This is a genomic window from Sulfitobacter sp. LC.270.F.C4 (genome assembly GCF_032922545.1).
GTDB classification, from domain to species: Bacteria; Pseudomonadota; Alphaproteobacteria; order Rhodobacterales; family Rhodobacteraceae; genus Sulfitobacter; species Sulfitobacter profundi.
Window position 1 is genome coordinate 1,561,218 of the sequence record NZ_CP136692.1, and the last position, 19,229, is coordinate 1,580,446.

Genomic DNA, 19,229 nt, shown 5'->3' on the forward strand with positions numbered 1-19,229 from the left:
GAATTATTTCCCATTTGGAGGGGCTGGGGGTCACAATCAAGTGAAAGCTGACGTGGGGGCCTCCGGCGTCAGCGAAATTATTTCTGTTTTGATGGAGAAATGGGCGACGCTGTTCACCCTGCGTCAGGGGCCGCGAAACAACCGGCCCCCGTCGCGATGGGCGGGGGCCGGTCGGTCCTTATTTGGCTCAGCGTCCGCGAATGCGCGGATCAAGCGCGTCGCGCAGACCATCGCCAAGGTAGTTCACCGCCAGCACGGTCAGCGAGATGGCGATGCCGGGCAGCATCACGCGCTCGGGAAACTCCTGCATGCGGTCCACTGCGTCGGCCAGTTGTTTGCCCCATGTGGGGAAGTCCGACGGAAAGCCGACGCCCAGAAAGCTCAGCGCGCTTTCGGTGATGATCGCCGTGGCAAGGCCAAGGGTGGCCGAGACCATGATGGGCGAGATCACGTTAGGCAGCAGGTGACGGCGGATGATCTTGCCCGGCGTGGTGCCGATAGAGCGGGCGGCAAGGATGAACTCACGTTCCTTCAGCGCCAGAATATCGCCCCGCACGATCCGCGCCGTCTGCATCCAAGAGGTCAGGCTGATGACCAAGACGATGAGGATGAACATGCCCCCCTCAGGCCCAAATTGCGAGCGCAGCGGTTGCCCGAAGAGTGTTACCGCCAAAAGCACCAGCGGCAGGATCGGCAGGCTGAGAATGAGATCGGTGAAACGCATGAGCCAGAAGTCCATCCGCTTGAAAAAGCCCGAAAGCACGCCGACGGCCGTGCCGATGATCAGCGCCAGCGCCATGGCCATCCAGCCCACGGCCATCGACACGCGCCCGCCAAAAAGCATCTGCGCAAGGATGTCGCGGCCCAATTGATCGGTGCCGAAGGGATGGCTCCACCCCGCCTTGGCATCGCCGTCCCACAGCAGCGTATAGATCGGCCGCCAATTCTTGTTGCGAATGTCGAGCTTCTTGGCGTCGATGTCCCACAGATAGGGGCCAAAGATCACCGCGAGCGTGATAAAGATCAGGAAACCGCCGCCGAAAAGCGCGCCCTTGTGCTTGCGGAACTGGTCCCAGACATCGCGCCATTGGCTGCGCGGGGGCTTCTGCGGGCCCTTGTCTTGCAGGGCTTTCATGAATTCGAGGTCGGCTTCGACCGGGCTGGCGGGAATGGGTTGCTCAGTCATAACGGATCCTTGGGTCAAGCAGGCCGTAGAGGATATCTGCGATCAGGTTGAATAGAACGATCAACACCGCAAAGATGAAGGTCAGGGTCATGACCATCGGCAGGTCATTGGCGCGCAGCGCGGTCAGCAGCAGCTGGCCGATGCCATTCACCTTAAATACGTTCTCGGTGATGATGGCGCCGCCAAAGATGGCGGGCATGCCAAGCGCGATGATGGTGACCACCGGGATCATCGAGTTGCGCAGCACATGGACCATGACGACGACGCTTTCCTTCAGCCCCTTGGCGCGGGCGGTGCGCACGTAGTCTTGGTTCAGGTTGTCGAGCATGGCACCGCGCATGTAGCGGCTGATCTGCGCCGTGGTTTGCAGCGCCAGCACCATCACCGGCATGATCATCTGAAAGAACTGCACTTTGAAGCTGGCCCAGTCGTTCACGACATGGGTCGTGTCATAGATCGACGGCAGCCACCCCAGCGAGACCAAGAAGATCACGATCAGCAGAGGCCCGGTAAAGAAGGGCGGGATCGAGAAGCCGATCATGGTGATGAACGTCCCGGCCTGATCGAAGACCGAATAGTGACGGTAGGCCGAATAGATGCCGATGGGAATGGCGATGACGATGCCCACGATATAGGCCAGACCGACAACCCAGAGGGTCTGCGGCATGCGCTGGATCACGATGTCCATCACAGGCGAACGGGTCTGCCAAGAGATCACGCGCAGCTTGCCGTCCGAAAGATTGGTGTCGGGCAGCCAGCTAAACAGGGCAGAACGGTTGGTGAGATAGTCGATGAAAACCTGCGGCTCGATCCAAAAGACCTGCACGAGCCACTTCCAATATTGGATATAGATCGGCTGGCCGAGGCCGAGCGCCTCGCGCATTTTCTCTTTCACCTCGGGCGGGACCGTCAGCGGCACTTGGGCCATCGGGTCGCCGGGGGCGAGTTGCAGCAGCAGGAAAATCACCAGGCTGATAAACAAAAGCGTCGGGATCGACAAAAGAAGTCGTCGGATGGTGAAGGTCAACATGGGCGTCGCCTTTGTAGGTCAGTCTGTGAGGGGGTGGGGGCGAGAGGGGGGCGTGCGGATGGCGCACACCCCCCAAAGGTCGGTGAAGGGAGGCGCAGCATGCCGCGCCTCCGTCCTAGATCACTCTTCCATGCGGTACCAATCGGCGGCATTCCACAGCTCGGAGTCCCATGTGTTCAGAACAACGCCACCAAGGGTGTTGGCTGCAGCAGAAACGCGACCACGGTCAACCAGCGGCAGGATCGAGTAGCTGTCTTTGGTTAGCATGTCGTTCAGCTTTTTGGCCAGTTCGCCACGCTTTTCCATTTCGCCGGTACGGCCCAGTTCGGCCACCATCGCGTCATACTCTTCTTCGCAGAAGCGGTTGATGTTCTCACCCTGCCACTGCAATTCCGGGCTTGGGAATTTGGCGCAGGTCCGCTGAGCCAGATAGCTTTGCGGGTCGGTGCCGTCGAAGTTGTTGGCGTACATTTCAACGTCTGCATAGAAACGCTGGAACGTGTCGGTCGAACCGGGATCACCCCCAAAGAAGACCGAAGCGTCGATGTTGCGCAGTTCGGTTTCAACACCGATCTGGCTCCACCAATCTTTGATCAGCGCTTGGAAATCCTGACGCACGGCGTTGGTCGAGGTCTGGTAAAGGATTTCCAATTTCACGCCGTCTTTTTCGCGGATGCCGTCGCCATCGCTGTCAACCCAGCCCGCTTCGTCCAAGAGCGCCTTGGCGCCTTCGATGTCTTGGGTCAGGCAGTCGGTGTTGTCGGAGGCGTAAAGCTCTGGCGCGGGCACCATGTTACAGGTGGCGCGGCCCGCTTGGCCGTAGCCGACTTCGACCAGCAGTTCGCGGTCAATCGCCATCGACAGTGCCCGGCGGACGCTCTCATCGGTGAGGAACGGATGCGGGTGCTTGGCTGTGGCCCGCTCACCTTCCGGCAGGTCCGGGGAGGGGTCTGTCATGTTCAGTTCCAGACGCTCAACCAGCGTGCCGAAAGCCGACATCGGCTTGCCCTTGCCGCCTTCGGCCATCTTGGCGATGACATCGGGGGCCAATTGCAGGTTCCAAGCGTAGTCGAATTCGCCGGTTTCCATCACGGCACGGCCCGCAGCTGTCGCGTCGCCGCCACCTTTGAAGGTCAGCGAGGCAAAGGCGGGCTTGCTCGGGTCGCGGTAGTTTTCGTTCGCGGCCATGGTGATCACGTCGTTCGGGCGGAACTCAGTGACGGTGAAGGGGCCGGTGCCGATGGGGTTAAAGTTCGCTTCGGTACACTCGGGCGCCTTGGCGCCAGTACAATCGGCAAACTGCGCTGCCTGAATGATCGGGGACTGGCCGCCCATGAAGGGGCCGTAGGGGTTCGGCATCGGCTCGGAGAAGGTAACCTTGACCGTCTGGTCGTCGACCACATCGACCGAAGAGACACCTTCGAATTTGGCCAACTGTGCGCAGCCGCCTTCGGGGTTCATGCAGTAATCGGCGGTGAATTTGACGTCATTGGCGGTGACGGGGGTGCCGTCGGACCACATCAGCCCATCTTTCAGCTTCCATGTGATGGTCTTGAGGTCTTCGCTCACGCCGCCGTTTTCAAGCGTCGGAATTTCGTTCGCCAGATAGGGGACCAGCGCGCCGGTTTCGTCATAGCGACCAAGGGGTTCGAGGATCAGCGAGGACGCTTCGACGTCCTTCGTGCCGCTCGACAGATAGGGGTTCAGGATCGAAGGCGCCTGCCAATAAATGATTTTGACTTCGCCGTCGCGGCCACGCTCGCCCTCATGGGCTTCTGCAAAGGCCATAGGGGCAAACGCAGTCGATGCGACAGCCCCCATCAATAGGGTCTTCAATTTCATATCTTACTCCATGTTGGACACGTGGGCGTGCCGCTTTTTGTCGACGGGATTGCCCCCGCCTTGTTGTTGTCGCCCCAGAAAGAACATGAGCTTCACCAGCTAAACATAACAAAAAAAGCAATATTCAACCTGTGATCGAAGCGTTCTTTCCAAACCGCATGGGCCATATCGAAACAGGTTTCCCAAAAATTGCAAGGGCGGACATGGCGCAAATATGACAAAGCGCGAACTGCCCGCGTCAGGTTTGACAGTCTCATGACATTCGCCGTAGCGTCGGGCAAAATCTGCGCCAATAAAAACAACAGGGAAACAGATGCTGGATCACGCAAACGGGGCGCCAATCGCCCAAATTCAGGGCCTGCGCGTCGAATTTCAAACCAAAGATGGCCCAGTTGTCGGCGTCGAAGATGTCAGTTTCGACATCAACCCCGGTGAGACGGTTTGCGTTGTCGGGGAATCGGGATCGGGCAAATCGGTGTCTTCGCTGTCGCTGATGCGGCTGGTCGAATACGGCGGCGGTGAAATTGCAGGCGGGCGCCTTCTTTTTGAGCGTGGTGAAAAGGGGCAGGTCGATCTGGCGGCCAGCAGCGGCAGCCTCATGCGCAAGATTCGCGGCAATGAAATCGGCATGATCTTCCAAGAGCCGATGACCGCGCTGAACCCCGTTTTTACCATCGGCAAGCAGATGACCGAGGGCCTGCGCCTGCATCTGAACATGTCCCGGCAAGAGGCCGAGGAACGTGCGTTGGAATTGATGCAGCAGGTCCGCATCCCTGAGCCTGAGCGCCGGTTGAAGCAGTACCCGCATGAGCTTTCGGGCGGTATGCGCCAGCGCGTGGTGATCGCCATGGCACTGGCCTGCGAGCCGCGCCTGCTGATCGCGGATGAGCCCACCACCGCGCTCGACGTGACGATTCAGGCCGAAATCCTCGCCCTGATGGACCGGCTCAAGCGCGAAACGGGCACGGCGGTGATGTTCATCACCCATGACATGGCCGTGGTGGCGCAGATGGCTGACCGGGTCGTCGTCATGTTCCGCGGCAAGAAGGTCGAGGAAGGCACCGTCGAGGAAATCTTTGAGAACCCGCAGCACCCCTATACCAAAGCGCTCTTGGCCGCCGTGCCGAAACTGGGCGAGATGACGGGCAAGCCATACCCCGAGCCGATGAAGCTTTTGGGCAGTGAGGACAAGGAAATCGTTCCGATCAAGGGCCGCGAAGAGGTGCTCTTGTCGGTCAGGAACCTGACCACGCGCTTCCCAGTGCAGGGCGGTTTCCTGCGCCGCACTGTGGCCAATGTGCATGCGGTCGAAGACCTGTCCTTTACGCTCAACAAAGGTCAGACGCTGAGCCTCGTTGGCGAATCGGGCTGTGGCAAATCCACCGCCGGACGGTCGATCCTGCGGCTGGTGGAGCCGATGTCGGGAGAGGTGAACCTTGACGGTGTCGATATCATGTCGCTCGACCAATCAGCTTTGCGCACCGCGCGGCTCGACATGCAGATGATCTTTCAGGATCCCTTCGCCTCGCTCAACCCGCAGATGCAACTCGCGGATCAGGTGGCCGAGCCGATCCACAATTTTGCGACCCTCAAGGGGGCCGAAATTACCAAGCGGATCGAGATGCTCTTCGACCGGGTGGAACTGCCGCGCAGCTTCATGCGCCGCTTCCCGCATGAGCTGTCAGGCGGCCAGCGCCAACGGGTCGCCATCGCCCGCGCGCTTGCGCTGAACCCCAAGCTGATCATCGCGGATGAAGCGGTCTCGGCCCTTGATGTGTCTGTGCAGGCGCAGGTGCTCAACCTGATGATGGAGCTTCAGGCCGAGATGGAGCTGTCGTTCCTCTTCATCAGCCACGACATGGCGGTGGTGGAGCGGGTAAGCCACTACGTCGGCGTCATGTATCTGGGGCGCATCGTCGAGATGGGCTCGCGCCAGCGGGTGTTTGAGAACCCGCAGCACCCATATACCCAAGCGCTGATGAAGGCCGTGCCAATCGCCGATCCGCGCCGGCGCAAGTCCGAGAAAGACCTGAACTTCAAACCAATTCCCTCGCCGATCCACCCTGTCAGCTATCGGGCCGAGCCTTCGGTCTACCGCGAGGTGGAGCCGGGGCACCATGTGCTGACCACCGACAGTGGCTATTGAAAGAATACCAATGAACGAACGCCTGACCCCGCTCGAGTTGATGACCAAACTCATTAGCTTTCCCACCGTGTCGCGGGACACCAACATCCCGCTGATCGACTGGGTGGCCGAGTACCTCGCCTCCCACGGGATCGAGAGCCACCGCTACGTCGATCCTGATCAGCCCAAACATGCGCTTTTCGCCCATGCGGGCCCGTGGGAGGAGGGGGCCGTGGTGCTTTCGGGCCATACCGATGTGGTGCCGGTCGACGGGCAGGCATGGGACACCGACCCTTTCACCGTGACCGAGAAAGACGGCCGCTATTACGGACGCGGCACCTGCGACATGAAGGGCTTTGACGCGCTGGCGCTCTGGGCTTTGGTCGAGGCGCATTATGCAGACGTCAAACGCCCCCTACAGATCGCGCTCAGCTTTGACGAAGAGATCGGCTGCACCGGTGCCCCGCCGATGATCCAAGCGATGCAGGGCGTGGTGCCCAAGGGCTCGGCGGTGATCGTGGGCGAGCCTTCGACCATGCAGGCGGTGACCGGGCACAAGGGCGGTATTGGCTTCAATACACATCTCGTGGGTTTCGAGGTGCATTCCTCGCTGCTGCACACCGGGGTCAACGCGATCATGGCGGGCGCGAAGCTCATCGAATGGGCCAATGACGTGAACAGCGACAACATGGCCGCCAAACCGACGGATACGGCTGCGATGTTCGACCCGCCCTTCACCACCGCCCATGTCGGCGTAATTGAAGGCGGCACCGCGCATAATATCACCGCGAAAGACTGCAAGTTCGCGATGGATTTCCGTGTGGTGCCGGGCGAAGACAAAGACAAATGGGGCACCGCCTACCTCAAGAAGGTGCGCGAGGTCGAAAAGCAGATGCAGGGCGTGGTGCCAGAGACCTACATCGAAACCTCCACCCGTTTTGACGTGCCCGCACTGCAGCCCGAGAAAGACGGCGAGGCCGAGCAGATCGTGCGCCAGATCACCGGCGACAACGCCAGCCACAAGGTGAGCTACGGCACCGAAGCCGGGCAGTTCCAAGAGGCAGGGTATTCCGCCGTGATCTGTGGGCCGGGCGACATCGCGCAGGCGCACCAGCCCAATGAATTCATCGACGTGGCGCAATTCGAGGCCGGTCACGACTTCATGCGCCGGCTGCTGACCCGCTTGCAGGGCTGAGCCATCCCTGACAGACCTAGGGCAGGCCCCCCGCAGGGGCCTGTCCTTTCCACGGCCGCCCGGTGCAGCCGCGCGGTCCCAGCCTCCGGGGTTCGCATGTCCGTTTTTCCTATCACCCTTGCCACCCCTGCCAGCTACCCCCGCACCCCGCCGCGTGACAGCGAGGTGGTGGTCATCGGCGGTGGCGTGATCGGTGTCTGCACCGCCCTGTTTCTGGCGCGGGCGGGCAAACAGGTGACGCTGCTGGAAAAGGGCCGCATTGCCGCCGAACAATCCAGCCGCAACTGGGGCTGGATCCGCCAACAAGGGCGCGACCCGGATGAGTTGCCAATCATGGTCGAAGCCGCGCGTTTTTGGCGCGAACTGGCCCCAGATCTCGACCGCGACATCGGGCTGAAACAGACCGGCGTGACCTATCTGGCAAACTCTGACGCCAAGATGCAGAGCTACGCAGACTGGCTGCCCCACGCCAAGGCGAATGGGATCGACAGCCGGTTGATGGACGCAGGCGAGGTGGCGGCGGCTTTTCCGGGGCTGAGCAAAGGCTACTCCGGGGCGTTGATCACCCCCTCCGACATGCGGGCCGAACCTTGGGTCGCGGTGCCAGCGCTGGCCGCCTTGGCCGTCAAAGAGGGCGTGCGCATCATCGAGAACTGCGCGGTGCGCAAGCTTGACCTCGCCGCGGGCCGCGTGGCGGGGGTGAGCACCGAAGCGGGGGCGATCCGCACGACATCGGTGGTGCTGGCGGGCGGGGCATGGTCGGCGCTTTTCCTGCGCGCGCATGGCGTCACCCTGCCGCAGCTATCCGTACGCGAAAGCGTGGTGGCGACCAATGTGCTGCCCGAGGTGCACGCCGGTGCCGTGGCCGAAGCCGGGCTGGCCTTTCGCCGCCGCGCCGATGGGGGGTATACGCTGGCTCCGGGGGCGGCGCCCGACCTCTATGTCGGGCCAGATGCCTTCCGCGCCCTGCGTCACTACCTCCCACAGTTGCGAGCCACCCCCTTTGGCCAGCGGCTGCGGATGTCTGCACCTAAGGGCTTTCCTGATGCATGGCGCACCCCGCGCCAATGGGCCGCGGACAGCGTCAGCCCCTTTGAAGCGATGCGCATCCTTGATCCTGCCCCCGATCACCGCCGGTTGCGCCGCACGGTCAAGCAGTTCGCAGCGCTTTATCCCGAACTGCCACCCATCACGGCGCGCAATTCATGGGCGGGCATGATCGACACAATGCCCGATATCGTACCCGTGGTGGACAGTTGCGCCCAAATTCCGGGCCTCGTCATTGGCACTGGCATGTCGGGCCACGGCTTTGGCATCGGGCCGGGGATGGGGCGGGTGCTGGCCGCTCTGGTCATGGGCGATGCGCCGGGGCATGATCTGAGCAGATTTCGCGCCGACCGGTTCAGTGATGGCACGCCCATCCGCCCCGGTCCGGCGCTTTAACCTCATTGTTTCAAAGGACAAAGCCCATGCCGATCAAGAACCGTTTCGCCGAGACCCACGCCGAGATCACCGCATGGCGCCGCCACCTGCATCAGCACCCTGAACTGATGTTCGACCTGCCCGAAACCTCGAAATTCGTCGAAGACAAGCTGCGCAGCTTTGGCATCACCGACATCACCACCGGCATCGCGCAGACCGGCGTGGTCGCGGTGATCGAGGGGCAGAGCAATCGCTCAAACCGCACCATCGGGCTGCGCGCCGATATGGATGCGCTGCCGATCATGGAAGCGACGGGGCTGCCCTATGCCTCCAAGACCCCCGGCAAAATGCATGCCTGCGGCCATGATGGGCATACGGCGATGCTCTTGGGTGCTGCACAATACCTTGCGGAGACGCGCAATTTCGATGGCCGCGTCGTGCTGATCTTCCAACCCGCCGAGGAAGGCGGCGGCGGTGGCAATGTCATGGTGCAAGAGGGGCTGATGGACCGTTGGGATATCGATGAGGTTTACGGCATGCACAATATGCCCGGCCACCCCACCGGGCATTTCGCAATCCGCGAGGGCGCGCTGCTGGCTGCGGCGGATGAGTTCAACATCACGCTGACCGGGCAGGGCGGCCATGCCGCGGCCCCGCATGAGGCCATCGACACCAACCTCGCTGCCGCCCATGTGTTGATCGCGCTGCAATCCATCGCCAGCCGCAACACCGATCCGCTGAAACAGGTCGTCGTCTCGGTCTGCACCCTGCGCAGCGATACCGACAGCCACAACGTCCTGCCGCATCAGGTGCTTCTGCGCGGCACGGTGCGCACTTTGGACCCCGTGGTGCAGGATTTGGCCGAGCAGCGCTTGCACGACCTCACCCGCCTGACTGCCGAAGCGCATCAGTGCAAGGCAGAGATCGACTATCAGCGCGGCTATCCCGTCACGCGCAACCACAGCGACCACACCCTCTATGCCGCCGAGGCAGCCGACAAGATCACCCCCGGCACCGACCGCGACACCCCGCCCATCATGGCAGGCGAAGATTTTTCCTATATGCTCAACGCGCGACCGGGTGCCTATATTATGATCGGCAACGGCGACGGGGTGACGGTGCACCACCCGGCATATGACTTTGACGATGCCGCAATCCCGGCGGGTTGCTCATGGTTCGCGCAGGTGGTTGAGGACCGGCTGGCAAGGGCGTAAGCATGTGGCAGATAAATGCGACTGCATGAAAATCAGCGCCAACCCAACTCCGGAGGATACTTCCCAAATGGCCGTTAAGAACCGATTTGCCGAGCTGCATGACGACATCACCGCATGGCGCCGCGATCTGCATGAAAACCCCGAAATCCTCTTTGAGACGCACCGCACCTCGGCCACCGTGGCCGAGAAGCTGCGCAGCTTCGGCTGCGACGAGGTCGTCGAGGGCATTGGCCGCACCGGCGTCGTCGGCGTGATCAAGGGCAAGGAAACCGGATCGGGCAAGGTCATCGGGCTGCGCGCCGACATGGACGCGCTGCCGATCCACGAACAGACCGGGCTTGAGTATGCCTCTAAGACCGACGGCGCGATGCATGCCTGCGGTCATGACGGCCACACCGCGATGCTGCTGGGGGCAGCGCAATATCTGGCCGAGACCCGCAATTTCGACGGTACCGTCGTGGTGATCTTCCAGCCCGCCGAAGAGGGCGGCGGCGGTGGCCGTGAGATGTGCGAAGACGGTATGATGGACCGTTTTGGCATCCAAGAAGTCTATGGGATGCACAACTGGCCGGGCATGCCCACGGGCTCTTTCGGCATCCGCCCGGGGTCTTTCTTTGCTGCGACGGATCAGTTCGACATCACCTTTGAGGGCCGCGGCGGCCATGCCGCCAAGCCGCATGAGACCGTCGACACAACCGTGATGGCCGCGCAGGCCGTGCTGGCGCTGCAAACCATTACATCGCGCAATGCCGACCCGGTGGAGCAGATCGTCGTCTCGGTCACCGCCTTTGAGACATCTTCCAAAGCCTTCAATGTGATCCCGCAGCGGGTGCAGATGAAAGGCACCGTGCGCACGATGTCGGCGGATATACGCAGCCTTGCCGAAAAGCGGATCAACGAGATTTGCAACGGCATCGCGGGCACCTTTGGCGGCACAGCGGATGTGACCTACCACCGCGGCTATCCGGTCATGGTGAACCACGAAGAGCAGACCGAGTTTGCCGCCGATGTGGCACGCTCAATCTCGGGCGATTGCGTCGAGGCGCCGCTGGTCATGGGGGGGAAGACTTCGCTTTCATGCTCGAAGAACGCCCCGGTGCCTATATCCTCGTCGGCAACGGCGACACGGCGGCGGTGCACCATCCGGAGTATAACTTTAACGATGAGGCGATCCCGGCAGGCTGTAGCTGGTGGGCGGGTATCGTCGAGCAGCGGATGCCAGCGGCCTGATCCCGCAATCGGACACGTTGGAAGCGCGCCTCCTTCGGGGGCGCGTTTTTCTTTGGCGGGCCTAGCCGCGTTCCCACAGCGCGTTATAGACGGCTTCGATCCCATCGGCCTCGGTCCGCGCGCTAAAGCGGTGTTCGGCCCAGTGGCGCGCAGCTTCTGACAGAGCGGCTTGGTCCTCTCGCTCAAGCAGGGACAGCGCGGCTTGGGCCGCAGCCTCCGCCGCGCCAAGCGGGACCACCTTGCCCACACGGCCACCATTCGAAAAGGCGCCGTAATATCCCGCATCGCTGCCCACGAAGGGCACGCCCGAGGCCAGCGCTTCGAGCGGGACCATACCATAGCCCTCGTAGCGCGGCAGCTGCACCACCAGCGACAGCGCGCGCATCAGTTTGGGCAGGTCGGCGGCCGGGTATTCGCCCACGAAAAGCAGCCGCTCCGCGAGGCCCGCCGCCTCGACCTGCGCCTTGAGCTTGGTCAGAAACGCCTCATGTTTGCCGCCCGCGCGGCCAATCACCAGCGCCACCGCGCCGGGGCGTTCGGGCAGCAAGCGCAGCATCGCCTCCACGAAAAGGTCGGTGCCTTTCTCGGGCCGAATGCGCCCCACGGTGGCGATGCCATGAGTGCCACCAAAGCCCAATTGCTCCCAAGCGGCGCCCCGGTTGGTGGCGGGAGAGAAGACATCGGTATCCACCCCATGCGGCACCACGGCGCGGACATGGGGCACGAACTCCGCCGCGCGTTCGGTCGTGGCGATGACCGCGTCCATTTGCCGGATCAGCCAGCGTGGATAGGCTGAATGCAGGCGCTGCGCGGCAGAGGTGAAGACGATCCGGATATTCGCCCCGCGTACATCGCGCAGCCAAAGCGCGCTGCGCATCTCGGGGTTGCGGCGGACGTGCCAGATGGCGAAGGGGCGGTCTTGGGGGGGGTGTTTTCGGGTGATCCGCCCCGCGGCGGCACGGGTCAGCGGCACCGGGCAGCCGGGCAGGGGTTGGCCCACTAACACCAACTCGTGCCGATTGACCTGTTGGCGCACCACATTGGCCGCCGTGGCCGAGACGCCGGTGAAATTGCGGTTGTAGTTGGTGACGAAAAGCTCAGGCATCGGCGCTGTCCTCTCGCAGGCGCAGGGCCGTGATCAGCCGCACGGCAATACTGTCGAGTTTGTCGATTTGCCCCGCGGCATAAGTTTTCGACGCGGCCACACCGCTGGCGCGGGCAATATCGTTGCGCAAAAGATCCGCCACACGGTCCGCCAAATCCTGCGTGCCCGCCACCAGACGCGCGGCACCTGCGGCCTCCATCTCGGCAAAGGTCTCGGCGAAATTGGCGACATGGGTGCCCGAAAGCACCATCGCCCCGGCCTGCGCAACCTCATAGGGGTTATGCCCCCCGATTGGGTGTAGCGATCCGCCCAGAAAGACGATGTCGGACAGCGCGTACCAGGTGCCCAGCTCGCCCAATGTGTCGGCCAGATAGACCTGCTCGCGCGGCATGTCGCCCCGCGTCCGGCGGCCATGGGTCAGTCCGACGCTGGCGATGAGGCCGGCCACCTCGTCCCCGCGTTCCGGGTGGCGGGGAACAAGGATCAGACATAGGTCGGGGACCTGTTCAAGCAGTTGTCGATGCGCCTCTAATACCGCTTTCTCCTCGCCCGGATGGGTGGAGGAGGCGATCCAGACGGGGCGGTCGCCCAAGGCCGCACGGGCCTGCGCGATGGTGTCATCGTCCTGCGGCAGAGGGCCTGCCATAGACTTGAGGTTGATCCCCGGAGCGACCCGATCGGCGGGGGCGTTGATGGTGGTCATGGCCCGCGCCATCGCGTCATTCTGCGTCAGGATCAGGTCAAACACACTAAAGAGAAACCCCGCCAGCGCGGGCTGTTTCTGCCAGCGTTCGATAGAGCGTTGCGAGAGGCGCGCGTTGATCAGCGCCATTGGCGTGCCACGCGCATGGGTCCGCCGCAGCATCTGCGGCCAAAGCTCGCTCTCGACGAAAAGCGCCGCGTCGGGCCGCCAATGGTTGAGGAACCGCTTTAGCGGGCCGGGGGCGTCGAGCGGGGCGAATTGGTGCCGGCTGCGCGGCGGCAGGCGTCGGTCCACCAGCCGGGCCGAGGTCGCGGTGCCGGAGGTGATGAGGAAATGCGCCTGCGGCAGCGCGCGGCCCATCCGATCAATCAGCGCCAAAACCGACAGGCTTTCCCCGACAGAGGCGGCGTGAAACCAGATCAGCGGCCCCTCGGGGCGCGGCTGGCTGGCGTGGCCAAGCTTTTCGCGCGCGCGTTTCGGCTCAACTTCGGCCCGGCGCAGCTTGGCCATGGACTGCCGTCCTGCGATGGGCAGCATCACAGTGCTTGCCGCGACCCATGCCCGGTAGAGGAACGGCGTGGTCATCGGGCTCAGCCGCCCGTGTGGCTCATGTGGCGCGGCATCTGCCCGTCGACACGCTGGCGTGAATAGTCGAAATCATGCCCCTTGGGCTTGCGGTCGATCGCCGCGCGGATCGCCTCTTGCAGCGGGACATCCGTATCGGGGTGATCGCGCAGTGGGGCGCGCAGATCGGCCACGTCTTCTTGGCCCAGACACATGAAAATCTCACCGGTGCAGGTGACCCGCACGCGGTTGCAGCTTTCGCAGAAATTATGGCTCAGCGGGGTGATGAAGCCGATCTTCTGACCCGTCTCTTCGAGCCGCACATAGCGGGCGGGGCCGCCGGTCCGCTCGGCCAGATCGGTAACGGTATAATGTTCGGCATAGCGCGCGCGCACGTCTTTCAGGGACCAGAACTGACCAAATCGGTCTTCGTTGCCCAGATCGCCCATCGGCATGACTTCGATCCATGTCAGGTCAATCCCACGCTCGGCGCACCATTCGGTGATGCGCGGCAGTTCGGGTTCGTTAAAACCTTTGAGCGCCACGGCGTTGATCTTGATCTTCAGGCCCGCGCGCTGCGCCGCGTCGATCCCGCGTAGCACCTGCGGCAGGCGGCCCCAGCGGGTGATGTCCGCGAATTTCTGCTCGTCCAGCGTGTCGAGAGAGACGTTCACCCGCCGCACGCCCGCAGCATAGAGATCATCGGCAAAGCGTTCAAGCTGGCTGCCATTGGTGGTCAGCGTCAGCTCCTTCAGCTTGCCACTGTCGAGATGGCGCTTCATGCCGTCGAAGAATGTCATGATGCCGCGCCGGACCAACGGCTCGCCACCGGTGATGCGCAGCTTTTCGACGCCGAGGTTGATGAAGTTGCTGCACAGGCGGTCCAACTCCTCCAGCGTCAGCAATTCCTTCTTGGGCAGGAAGGTCATGTTTTCCGACATGCAATAGACGCAGCGAAAATCGCAGCGGTCAGTGACGGAGACGCGCAGGTAGGTGATTGCGCGCATGAAAGGGTCGATAAGGGGTGCTGTCATGTCTCATAGGTAATGCCCCGCCCACTGCGGGGCAAGCGGCATTTGGACGATTGATAAGGGGGCAGGGCGCGGATAGGCTGCGCGGATGACACGTATTATCTTACCGCTTTTCATCGTCGCCGCCACGGCAGGCTGCAGCACCCTGTCGGACCGTCTCGGCATGGATGCCTCCCAGTCCGAGCCTGCGGCCGCATCTGCCCCGACCGAAGCCCCGGCAGAGGCCGCGACCGCGCCGGCCGCTGCGACGCCGCCTGCCGCCTCTCCGATCGCGACCGGGGGCAGCAGTGCCGAGGCGCTTGATACAACCACCGCCGCAGAGCGCGAAGCAGCCAGCCGCGCGCCCGCCAGCACCGGTGCCGCCTTGGGGACGACAGTGGTCAGTCTGGGCAGCGCGACAGAGCCGGGCCTGTGGTTGAAAACACCTCTGGTCGACGCCGAACAGCCGGGTCGGGTTACCAATCCTGCCACCGGCAAATCCGCCGCCGTGACCCTGATCCCGCTTGATGGTCCCGCAACAGCAGGCAGCCGCATGTCGCTGCCCGCCTTGCGTTTGATCGGCGCATCCTTGACCGACCTTACCACGGTCGAAGTCTCGACCGCGGGGTAGGGCGGGGGTCAGCCTACGCCGTCTGACTTTTTCAGCAGGCGCAGCGCTTCTTTCACCGCGAAAGGTTTCATCGCCTCCCCATGGGTGGCGACAAAGGCGCGGGTGCGTTCGGGATCGTGTTTCGACAGGTCGCGCAACCACCAACCGATCGCCTTTTGGATGAACCAACGGTGATCCGGCACCATCGTCGCGGCCCAGCCAAGGATGCGGTCCCGCGCGGCAAGCTCTTCTGGTTTGGGGTTGTTCTGCTTGGTCCACGGCAGGGTCGAGACCAAAGCCGCCCGTCGCGTCCAGAGATGATCGGAGGCGACCCAGCCTTCCACTTCGTCCAGACGTGTCGGATCGGCCACCAGACGTTTCTGCGCGGCCATGCTGGCATGGTCGGCAATCGCCCAACTGTCGAAATCCGCGGTCCAGCTTGCGATCAACGCCCATGCGGTTTGATCGTCGGGGCGCAGTCGCGCTTGGGTCAGCAGCTTTGCTGCTGCGACGCGGGCCTCGAAAATATCCGACTGCCATAGGGCGTCGGCAAGGGCGACACGGCCCTCGACATCGAGCGCATCGCGCCAAGTCTGGGCAAACTCCGCAATCTGTGGGTTGGTCAAGCCGAGATAGCGCCGGTCGGCTTTGTGATAGGCGCGCATCTCTTCGGCGCGGGCCGGGTTGGCCTGCGCTTCGAGGTCCTCAAGGGCGGTTTCCAAATTCATTCCACCGTCACCGATTTCGCCAGATTGCGCGGCTGGTCCACATCCGTGCCTTTCGCCACGGCGGTGTGATAGGCCAGCAACTGCGCCGGAACCGCATAGAGGATCGGGGCCAGTGCATCCGGGACGGGGGGCATTTCGATGCTGAACCAGACGCCTTCATTGGCTTCGGCCTGCCCTTTGGAGTCGGAGATCAGGATCACCTTGCCCTTGCGCGCCATGACCTCTTGCATGTTGCTGACGGTCTTGTCGAACAGCGCGTCGCGCGGCGCCATAACGACCACCGGCACATGCTCATCCACCAGTGCGATGGGGCCGTGCTTCAGTTCACCTGATGCATAAGCTTCGGCGTGTATGTAGCTGATTTCCTTGAGTTTCAAGGCGCCTTCGAGAGCGAGGGGATACATCTGACCTCGGCCAAGGAACAGCACGTCACGGGCATGTGAGAGCTTCAGCGCGGCCTCTTGCATTGTGTCGTTCTGTTCAAGCGCCGTGCTGATGATCGCGGGCAGCCCCCGCAGGCTTGAGATGTGATCGGCGAATGTCTCGGCGCTGATCGCGTCGCGGTCCCGTGCGGCCTTGAGAACCAGCGCAAAGAGCACGACCAATTGGCAGGTGAAGGCTTTGGTTGAGGCGACGCCAACCTCGACACCGGCATGGATCGGCAAGGCCAGATCGCTTTCGCGGGCGATGGAGCTTTCGGGCACGTTGACGACCGAAAGGATGCGCGCGGCCTTGCCCTCGCAATAGCGCAGGGCGGCCAGCGTATCTGCGGTTTCCCCTGATTGGCTGACGAAAACCGCCAGCGTGCGCGGCGGGATCGGCGGCTCACGGTAGCGGAATTCCGAGGCGACATCGATCTCGACCGGCAGCCGGGCGATCTGTTCAAACCAGTATTTCGCGGTGAAACAGGCATAGGACGCAGTGCCGCAGGCCACCATGACGATCCGGTCAAACTGCGTGAAATCAATATCCTGCGCGCTGATGTTGATCTCACCTTCGGAGTTCAGGTAGTGGCCGATGGCCGCACCGATCACGCCGGGTTGCTCGGCGATTTCCTTGGCCATGAAGTGTTTGTGCCCCGCCTTGTCGATGCGGGTATTGTCAATCTGCACGGATTTGATCGCACGATTGGCCAGCGCCCCGTTGCGGTCGGTGATCTCTACCGACGTGCGGGTGAGGACGGCGCAATCCCCCTCTTCGAGATAGGCAATCCGGTTGGTCAGCGGGGCCAGCGCGATGGCATCGCTGCCCACATACATCTCACCCTCACCATAGCCGATGGCCAAGGGCGAACCCTTGCGTGCAGCAATCATCAGGTCTTCGTGCCCGTCGAACAGGAATGCCAGGGCAAAGGCGCCTTCGAGGCGGGCGAGGGTCTGTTTGGCGGCCTCCACCGGGCCTGCGCCCTGCGCCATATGATGCTGGGTCAGCAGGGCGACGGTTTCGGTATCGGTCTCGGTGACGAAATGCGCGCCATGTTCGGCCAGCTCTGCCCGCAGTTCGCGGAAGTTTTCGATGATCCCGTTGTGCACCACGGCCACCGGCCCGGCCTGATGCGGGTGGGCGTTGGTCACGCTCGGCGCGCCATGGGTGGCCCAGCGGGTGTGGCCGATGCCGGACTTGCCCGCCAGCGGCTCATGCACCAGCGCGTCGGAGAGGTTGACCAGTTTGCCCAAGGCGCGACGGCGGTCGAGTTTGCCGTTGTTCAGCGTGGCAATGCCAGCACTGTCATAGCCGCGATATTCCAGCCGTTTCAACGACTCTACCAGAATGGGAGCGACTTCATGGGTGCCAAGCACCCCTACAATTCCACACATGTTTAGCTGCCCCTCTGCATTTTCGCCTTCTTGGCCTTTAGAATTTCGAACATTTTGCGGGCCATGCCCGGTTTTTCGATCTGCGGCGCGCGCGACAGGGCCAGCGCCTCTGGCTCCACATCTGAAGTGATGACCGAACCCGAGCCGGTCATCGCGCCTTCGCCGATTGTCACCGGGGCCACCAGCATGGTGTTCGACCCGATGAAAGCGCCCGCGCCGATGGTGGTGTGATGTTTCATCACACCGTCATAATTGCAGGTGATCGTGCCCGCCCCGATGTTGCTCCGGGCGCCCACGGTGGCATCGCCGATATAGCTCAGGTGGTTGACCTTGGCCCCTTCGGCGATCTGCGCATTCTTCACCTCAACAAAATTGCCGATGCGCACATCTTCGGCCAATTCCGCGCCGGGACGCAGGCGGGCATAGGGGCCGACCACGCCGCCGCGAGAGACATGGCACCCTTCAAGATGCGAGAAGGCGCGGATGGTGCTGCCGGATTCCACGGTCACATTCGGGCCGAAGACGACGTTGGGTTCCACCACCGTGTCGCGGCCAATATAGGTGTCGCGGGATAGAAAGACCGTTTCGGGGGCGACCAAGGTTACGCCGTCTTCCATCAGCAGCGCGCGGGCGCGGGATTGGAACGCAGCCTCGGCCCGGGCGAGGTCGCCGCGGGAGTTCACGCCCATCGTCTCGGCCTCGGTGCAGGTGACCACGGTGGCGCTGCGCCCGTCGGTGCGGGCAAGGCCGATGATGTCGGTAAGGTAGTATTCTTCCGAGGCGTTGTCGTTGCCCACTTTGTCGATCAGATCGAACAGGAGCTCAGATTTGCAAGCCACCACGCCGGAATTGCACAGGGTAATGGCGCGTTCCTCGGGCGAGGCGTCCTTGAACTCAACGATACGCTCCAAGGTGTCGCCCTGCATCACCAGACGGCCATAACGGGCGGGGTCGGCGGCTTCGAACCCCAGCACCACCACATCATGTGTCGCCAGCGCCTCCTGCATCTTTTCCAGTGTCTCGGGCTGCACGAAGGGCGTGTCGCCGTAGAGCACTAGCGCCATACCGTCAAAACCTTCCAGCGCCGGGCGGGCCTGTGCCACAGCGTGGGCCGTGCCAAGCTGTTCGGTCTGTTCGACCACCTGCGCGTCCTCGTCAAAGAGGGTGGCCGCAGCACGCACTTGATCCGCCCCGTGGCCCGCGACGACAACCGTATGGCGCGGCGCCAGCATGGCACCAGCCGCCATGGCGTGTTCCAGCATCGGGGCAGAGGCGACCCGGTGCAGCACCTTTGGCAGGTCCGAGTTCATCCGTGTCCCCTTGCCCGCGGCAAGGATGATCAGTGCAGTTTCCATGTAAATCTCTTTGTCCTTCAGCTTGCATTCTCTTTACGCGCTTCGCACAAAGGCGCAAGGTTGTGGCCCATCAAACTAGATTGCGGTCTGCAA

At 62.7% G+C, this 19,229-nt stretch carries 14 protein-coding genes and 1 pseudogene; 6 read left to right on the plus strand and 9 right to left on the minus strand.

All coding sequences use genetic code 11. The annotated features are described in order from the left end of the window. Positions 1-187: 187 nt before the first annotated feature. From R1T45_RS11490 to R1T45_RS11500, 3 genes are all read right to left on the minus strand, one after another. The gene (locus R1T45_RS11490) at positions 188-1,186 is read right to left on the minus strand and encodes an ABC transporter permease (RefSeq protein ID WP_317390882.1); all 999 of its coding nucleotides are present in this window, start codon (positions 1,184-1,186) and stop codon (positions 188-190) included. Continuing rightward, positions 1,179-2,216 carry an ABC transporter permease gene (locus tag R1T45_RS11495; protein WP_317390883.1) on the minus strand — a complete coding sequence of 346 codons (1,038 nt, stop codon included), beginning with the start codon at positions 2,214-2,216 and terminating at the stop codon, positions 1,179-1,181. Before R1T45_RS11495 ends, R1T45_RS11490 begins: the two co-directional genes overlap by 8 nt. 120 nt (positions 2,217-2,336) lie before the next feature. Further along, positions 2,337-4,058, minus strand: a complete 1,722-nt coding sequence (locus R1T45_RS11500) for a peptide ABC transporter substrate-binding protein (protein WP_317390884.1) — start codon at positions 4,056-4,058, stop codon at positions 2,337-2,339. 313 nt (positions 4,059-4,371) lie between these two features. Between R1T45_RS11500 and R1T45_RS11505 the strand changes: the two genes are divergently transcribed. The 5 genes and pseudogenes from R1T45_RS11505 (at position 4,372) to R1T45_RS11525 (ending at position 11,244) form a co-directional block, all read left to right on the plus strand. Continuing rightward, positions 4,372-6,204 (plus strand): ABC transporter ATP-binding protein, encoded by a 1,833-nt coding sequence (locus tag R1T45_RS11505; protein WP_120351348.1) that lies wholly within the window; start codon positions 4,372-4,374, stop codon positions 6,202-6,204. 10 nt (positions 6,205-6,214) lie between these two features. After that, the gene (argE, locus tag R1T45_RS11510; protein ID WP_317390885.1) at positions 6,215-7,378 is read left to right on the plus strand and encodes an acetylornithine deacetylase; all 1,164 of its coding nucleotides are present in this window, start codon (positions 6,215-6,217) and stop codon (positions 7,376-7,378) included. 96 nt (positions 7,379-7,474) lie between these two features. Beyond that, positions 7,475-8,821 (plus strand): FAD-binding oxidoreductase, encoded by a 1,347-nt coding sequence (locus tag R1T45_RS11515; RefSeq protein ID WP_317390886.1) that lies wholly within the window; start codon positions 7,475-7,477, stop codon positions 8,819-8,821. A 26-nt stretch (positions 8,822-8,847) separates the two neighbouring features. Further along, complete coding sequence (locus tag R1T45_RS11520; protein ID WP_317390887.1) at positions 8,848-10,014, plus strand: M20 aminoacylase family protein; 1,167 nt, start codon at positions 8,848-8,850, stop codon at positions 10,012-10,014. A 67-nt stretch (positions 10,015-10,081) separates the two neighbouring features. Beyond that, positions 10,082-11,244 (plus strand): annotated as a pseudogene (locus tag R1T45_RS11525) (M20 aminoacylase family protein). A 61-nt stretch (positions 11,245-11,305) separates the two neighbouring features. Here the strand turns inward: R1T45_RS11525 and R1T45_RS11530 are convergent. The 3 genes from R1T45_RS11530 to moaA are packed head-to-tail and all read right to left on the minus strand — an operon-like array spanning position 11,306 to position 14,650. Next, positions 11,306-12,349 (minus strand): glycosyltransferase family 4 protein, encoded by a 1,044-nt coding sequence (locus R1T45_RS11530; protein ID WP_317390888.1) that lies wholly within the window; start codon positions 12,347-12,349, stop codon positions 11,306-11,308. Continuing rightward, positions 12,342-13,637: a 3-deoxy-D-manno-octulosonic acid transferase gene (locus R1T45_RS11535; RefSeq protein WP_317390889.1), complete on the minus strand. Its 1,296-nt coding sequence runs from the start codon at positions 13,635-13,637 to the stop codon at positions 12,342-12,344. The genes R1T45_RS11530 and R1T45_RS11535 overlap by 8 nt, the downstream gene beginning before the upstream one ends. 5 nt (positions 13,638-13,642) lie before the next feature. Then, a complete protein-coding gene (moaA, locus tag R1T45_RS11540) occupies positions 13,643-14,650 on the minus strand; it encodes a GTP 3',8-cyclase MoaA (protein WP_067938517.1) in 1,008 nt (335 codons plus the stop codon). 85 nt (positions 14,651-14,735) lie between these two features. On the opposite strand from moaA, the gene R1T45_RS11545 reads away from it, so the two are divergent. Next, positions 14,736-15,257 (plus strand): hypothetical protein, encoded by a 522-nt coding sequence (locus tag R1T45_RS11545; protein ID WP_300052037.1) that lies wholly within the window; start codon positions 14,736-14,738, stop codon positions 15,255-15,257. A gap of 8 nt (positions 15,258-15,265) precedes the next feature. Here R1T45_RS11545 and R1T45_RS11550 read toward each other — a convergent pair whose 3' ends face one another. Genes R1T45_RS11550 through glmU form a run of 3 tightly spaced genes read right to left on the minus strand, consistent with a single transcriptional unit; the run spans position 15,266 to position 19,136 of the window. Then, positions 15,266-15,964: a DNA alkylation repair protein gene (locus R1T45_RS11550; protein WP_317390890.1), complete on the minus strand. Its 699-nt coding sequence runs from the start codon at positions 15,962-15,964 to the stop codon at positions 15,266-15,268. After that, on the minus strand, positions 15,961-17,781 hold the full coding sequence (gene glmS, locus R1T45_RS11555) for a glutamine--fructose-6-phosphate transaminase (isomerizing) (protein WP_317390891.1): 1,821 nt from the start codon (positions 17,779-17,781) through the stop codon (positions 15,961-15,963). Before glmS ends, R1T45_RS11550 begins: the two co-directional genes overlap by 4 nt. A gap of 2 nt (positions 17,782-17,783) precedes the next feature. After that, complete coding sequence (glmU, locus tag R1T45_RS11560; protein ID WP_317390892.1) at positions 17,784-19,136, minus strand: bifunctional UDP-N-acetylglucosamine diphosphorylase/glucosamine-1-phosphate N-acetyltransferase GlmU; 1,353 nt, start codon at positions 19,134-19,136, stop codon at positions 17,784-17,786. Between the last annotated feature and the right edge of the window lie 93 nt (positions 19,137-19,229).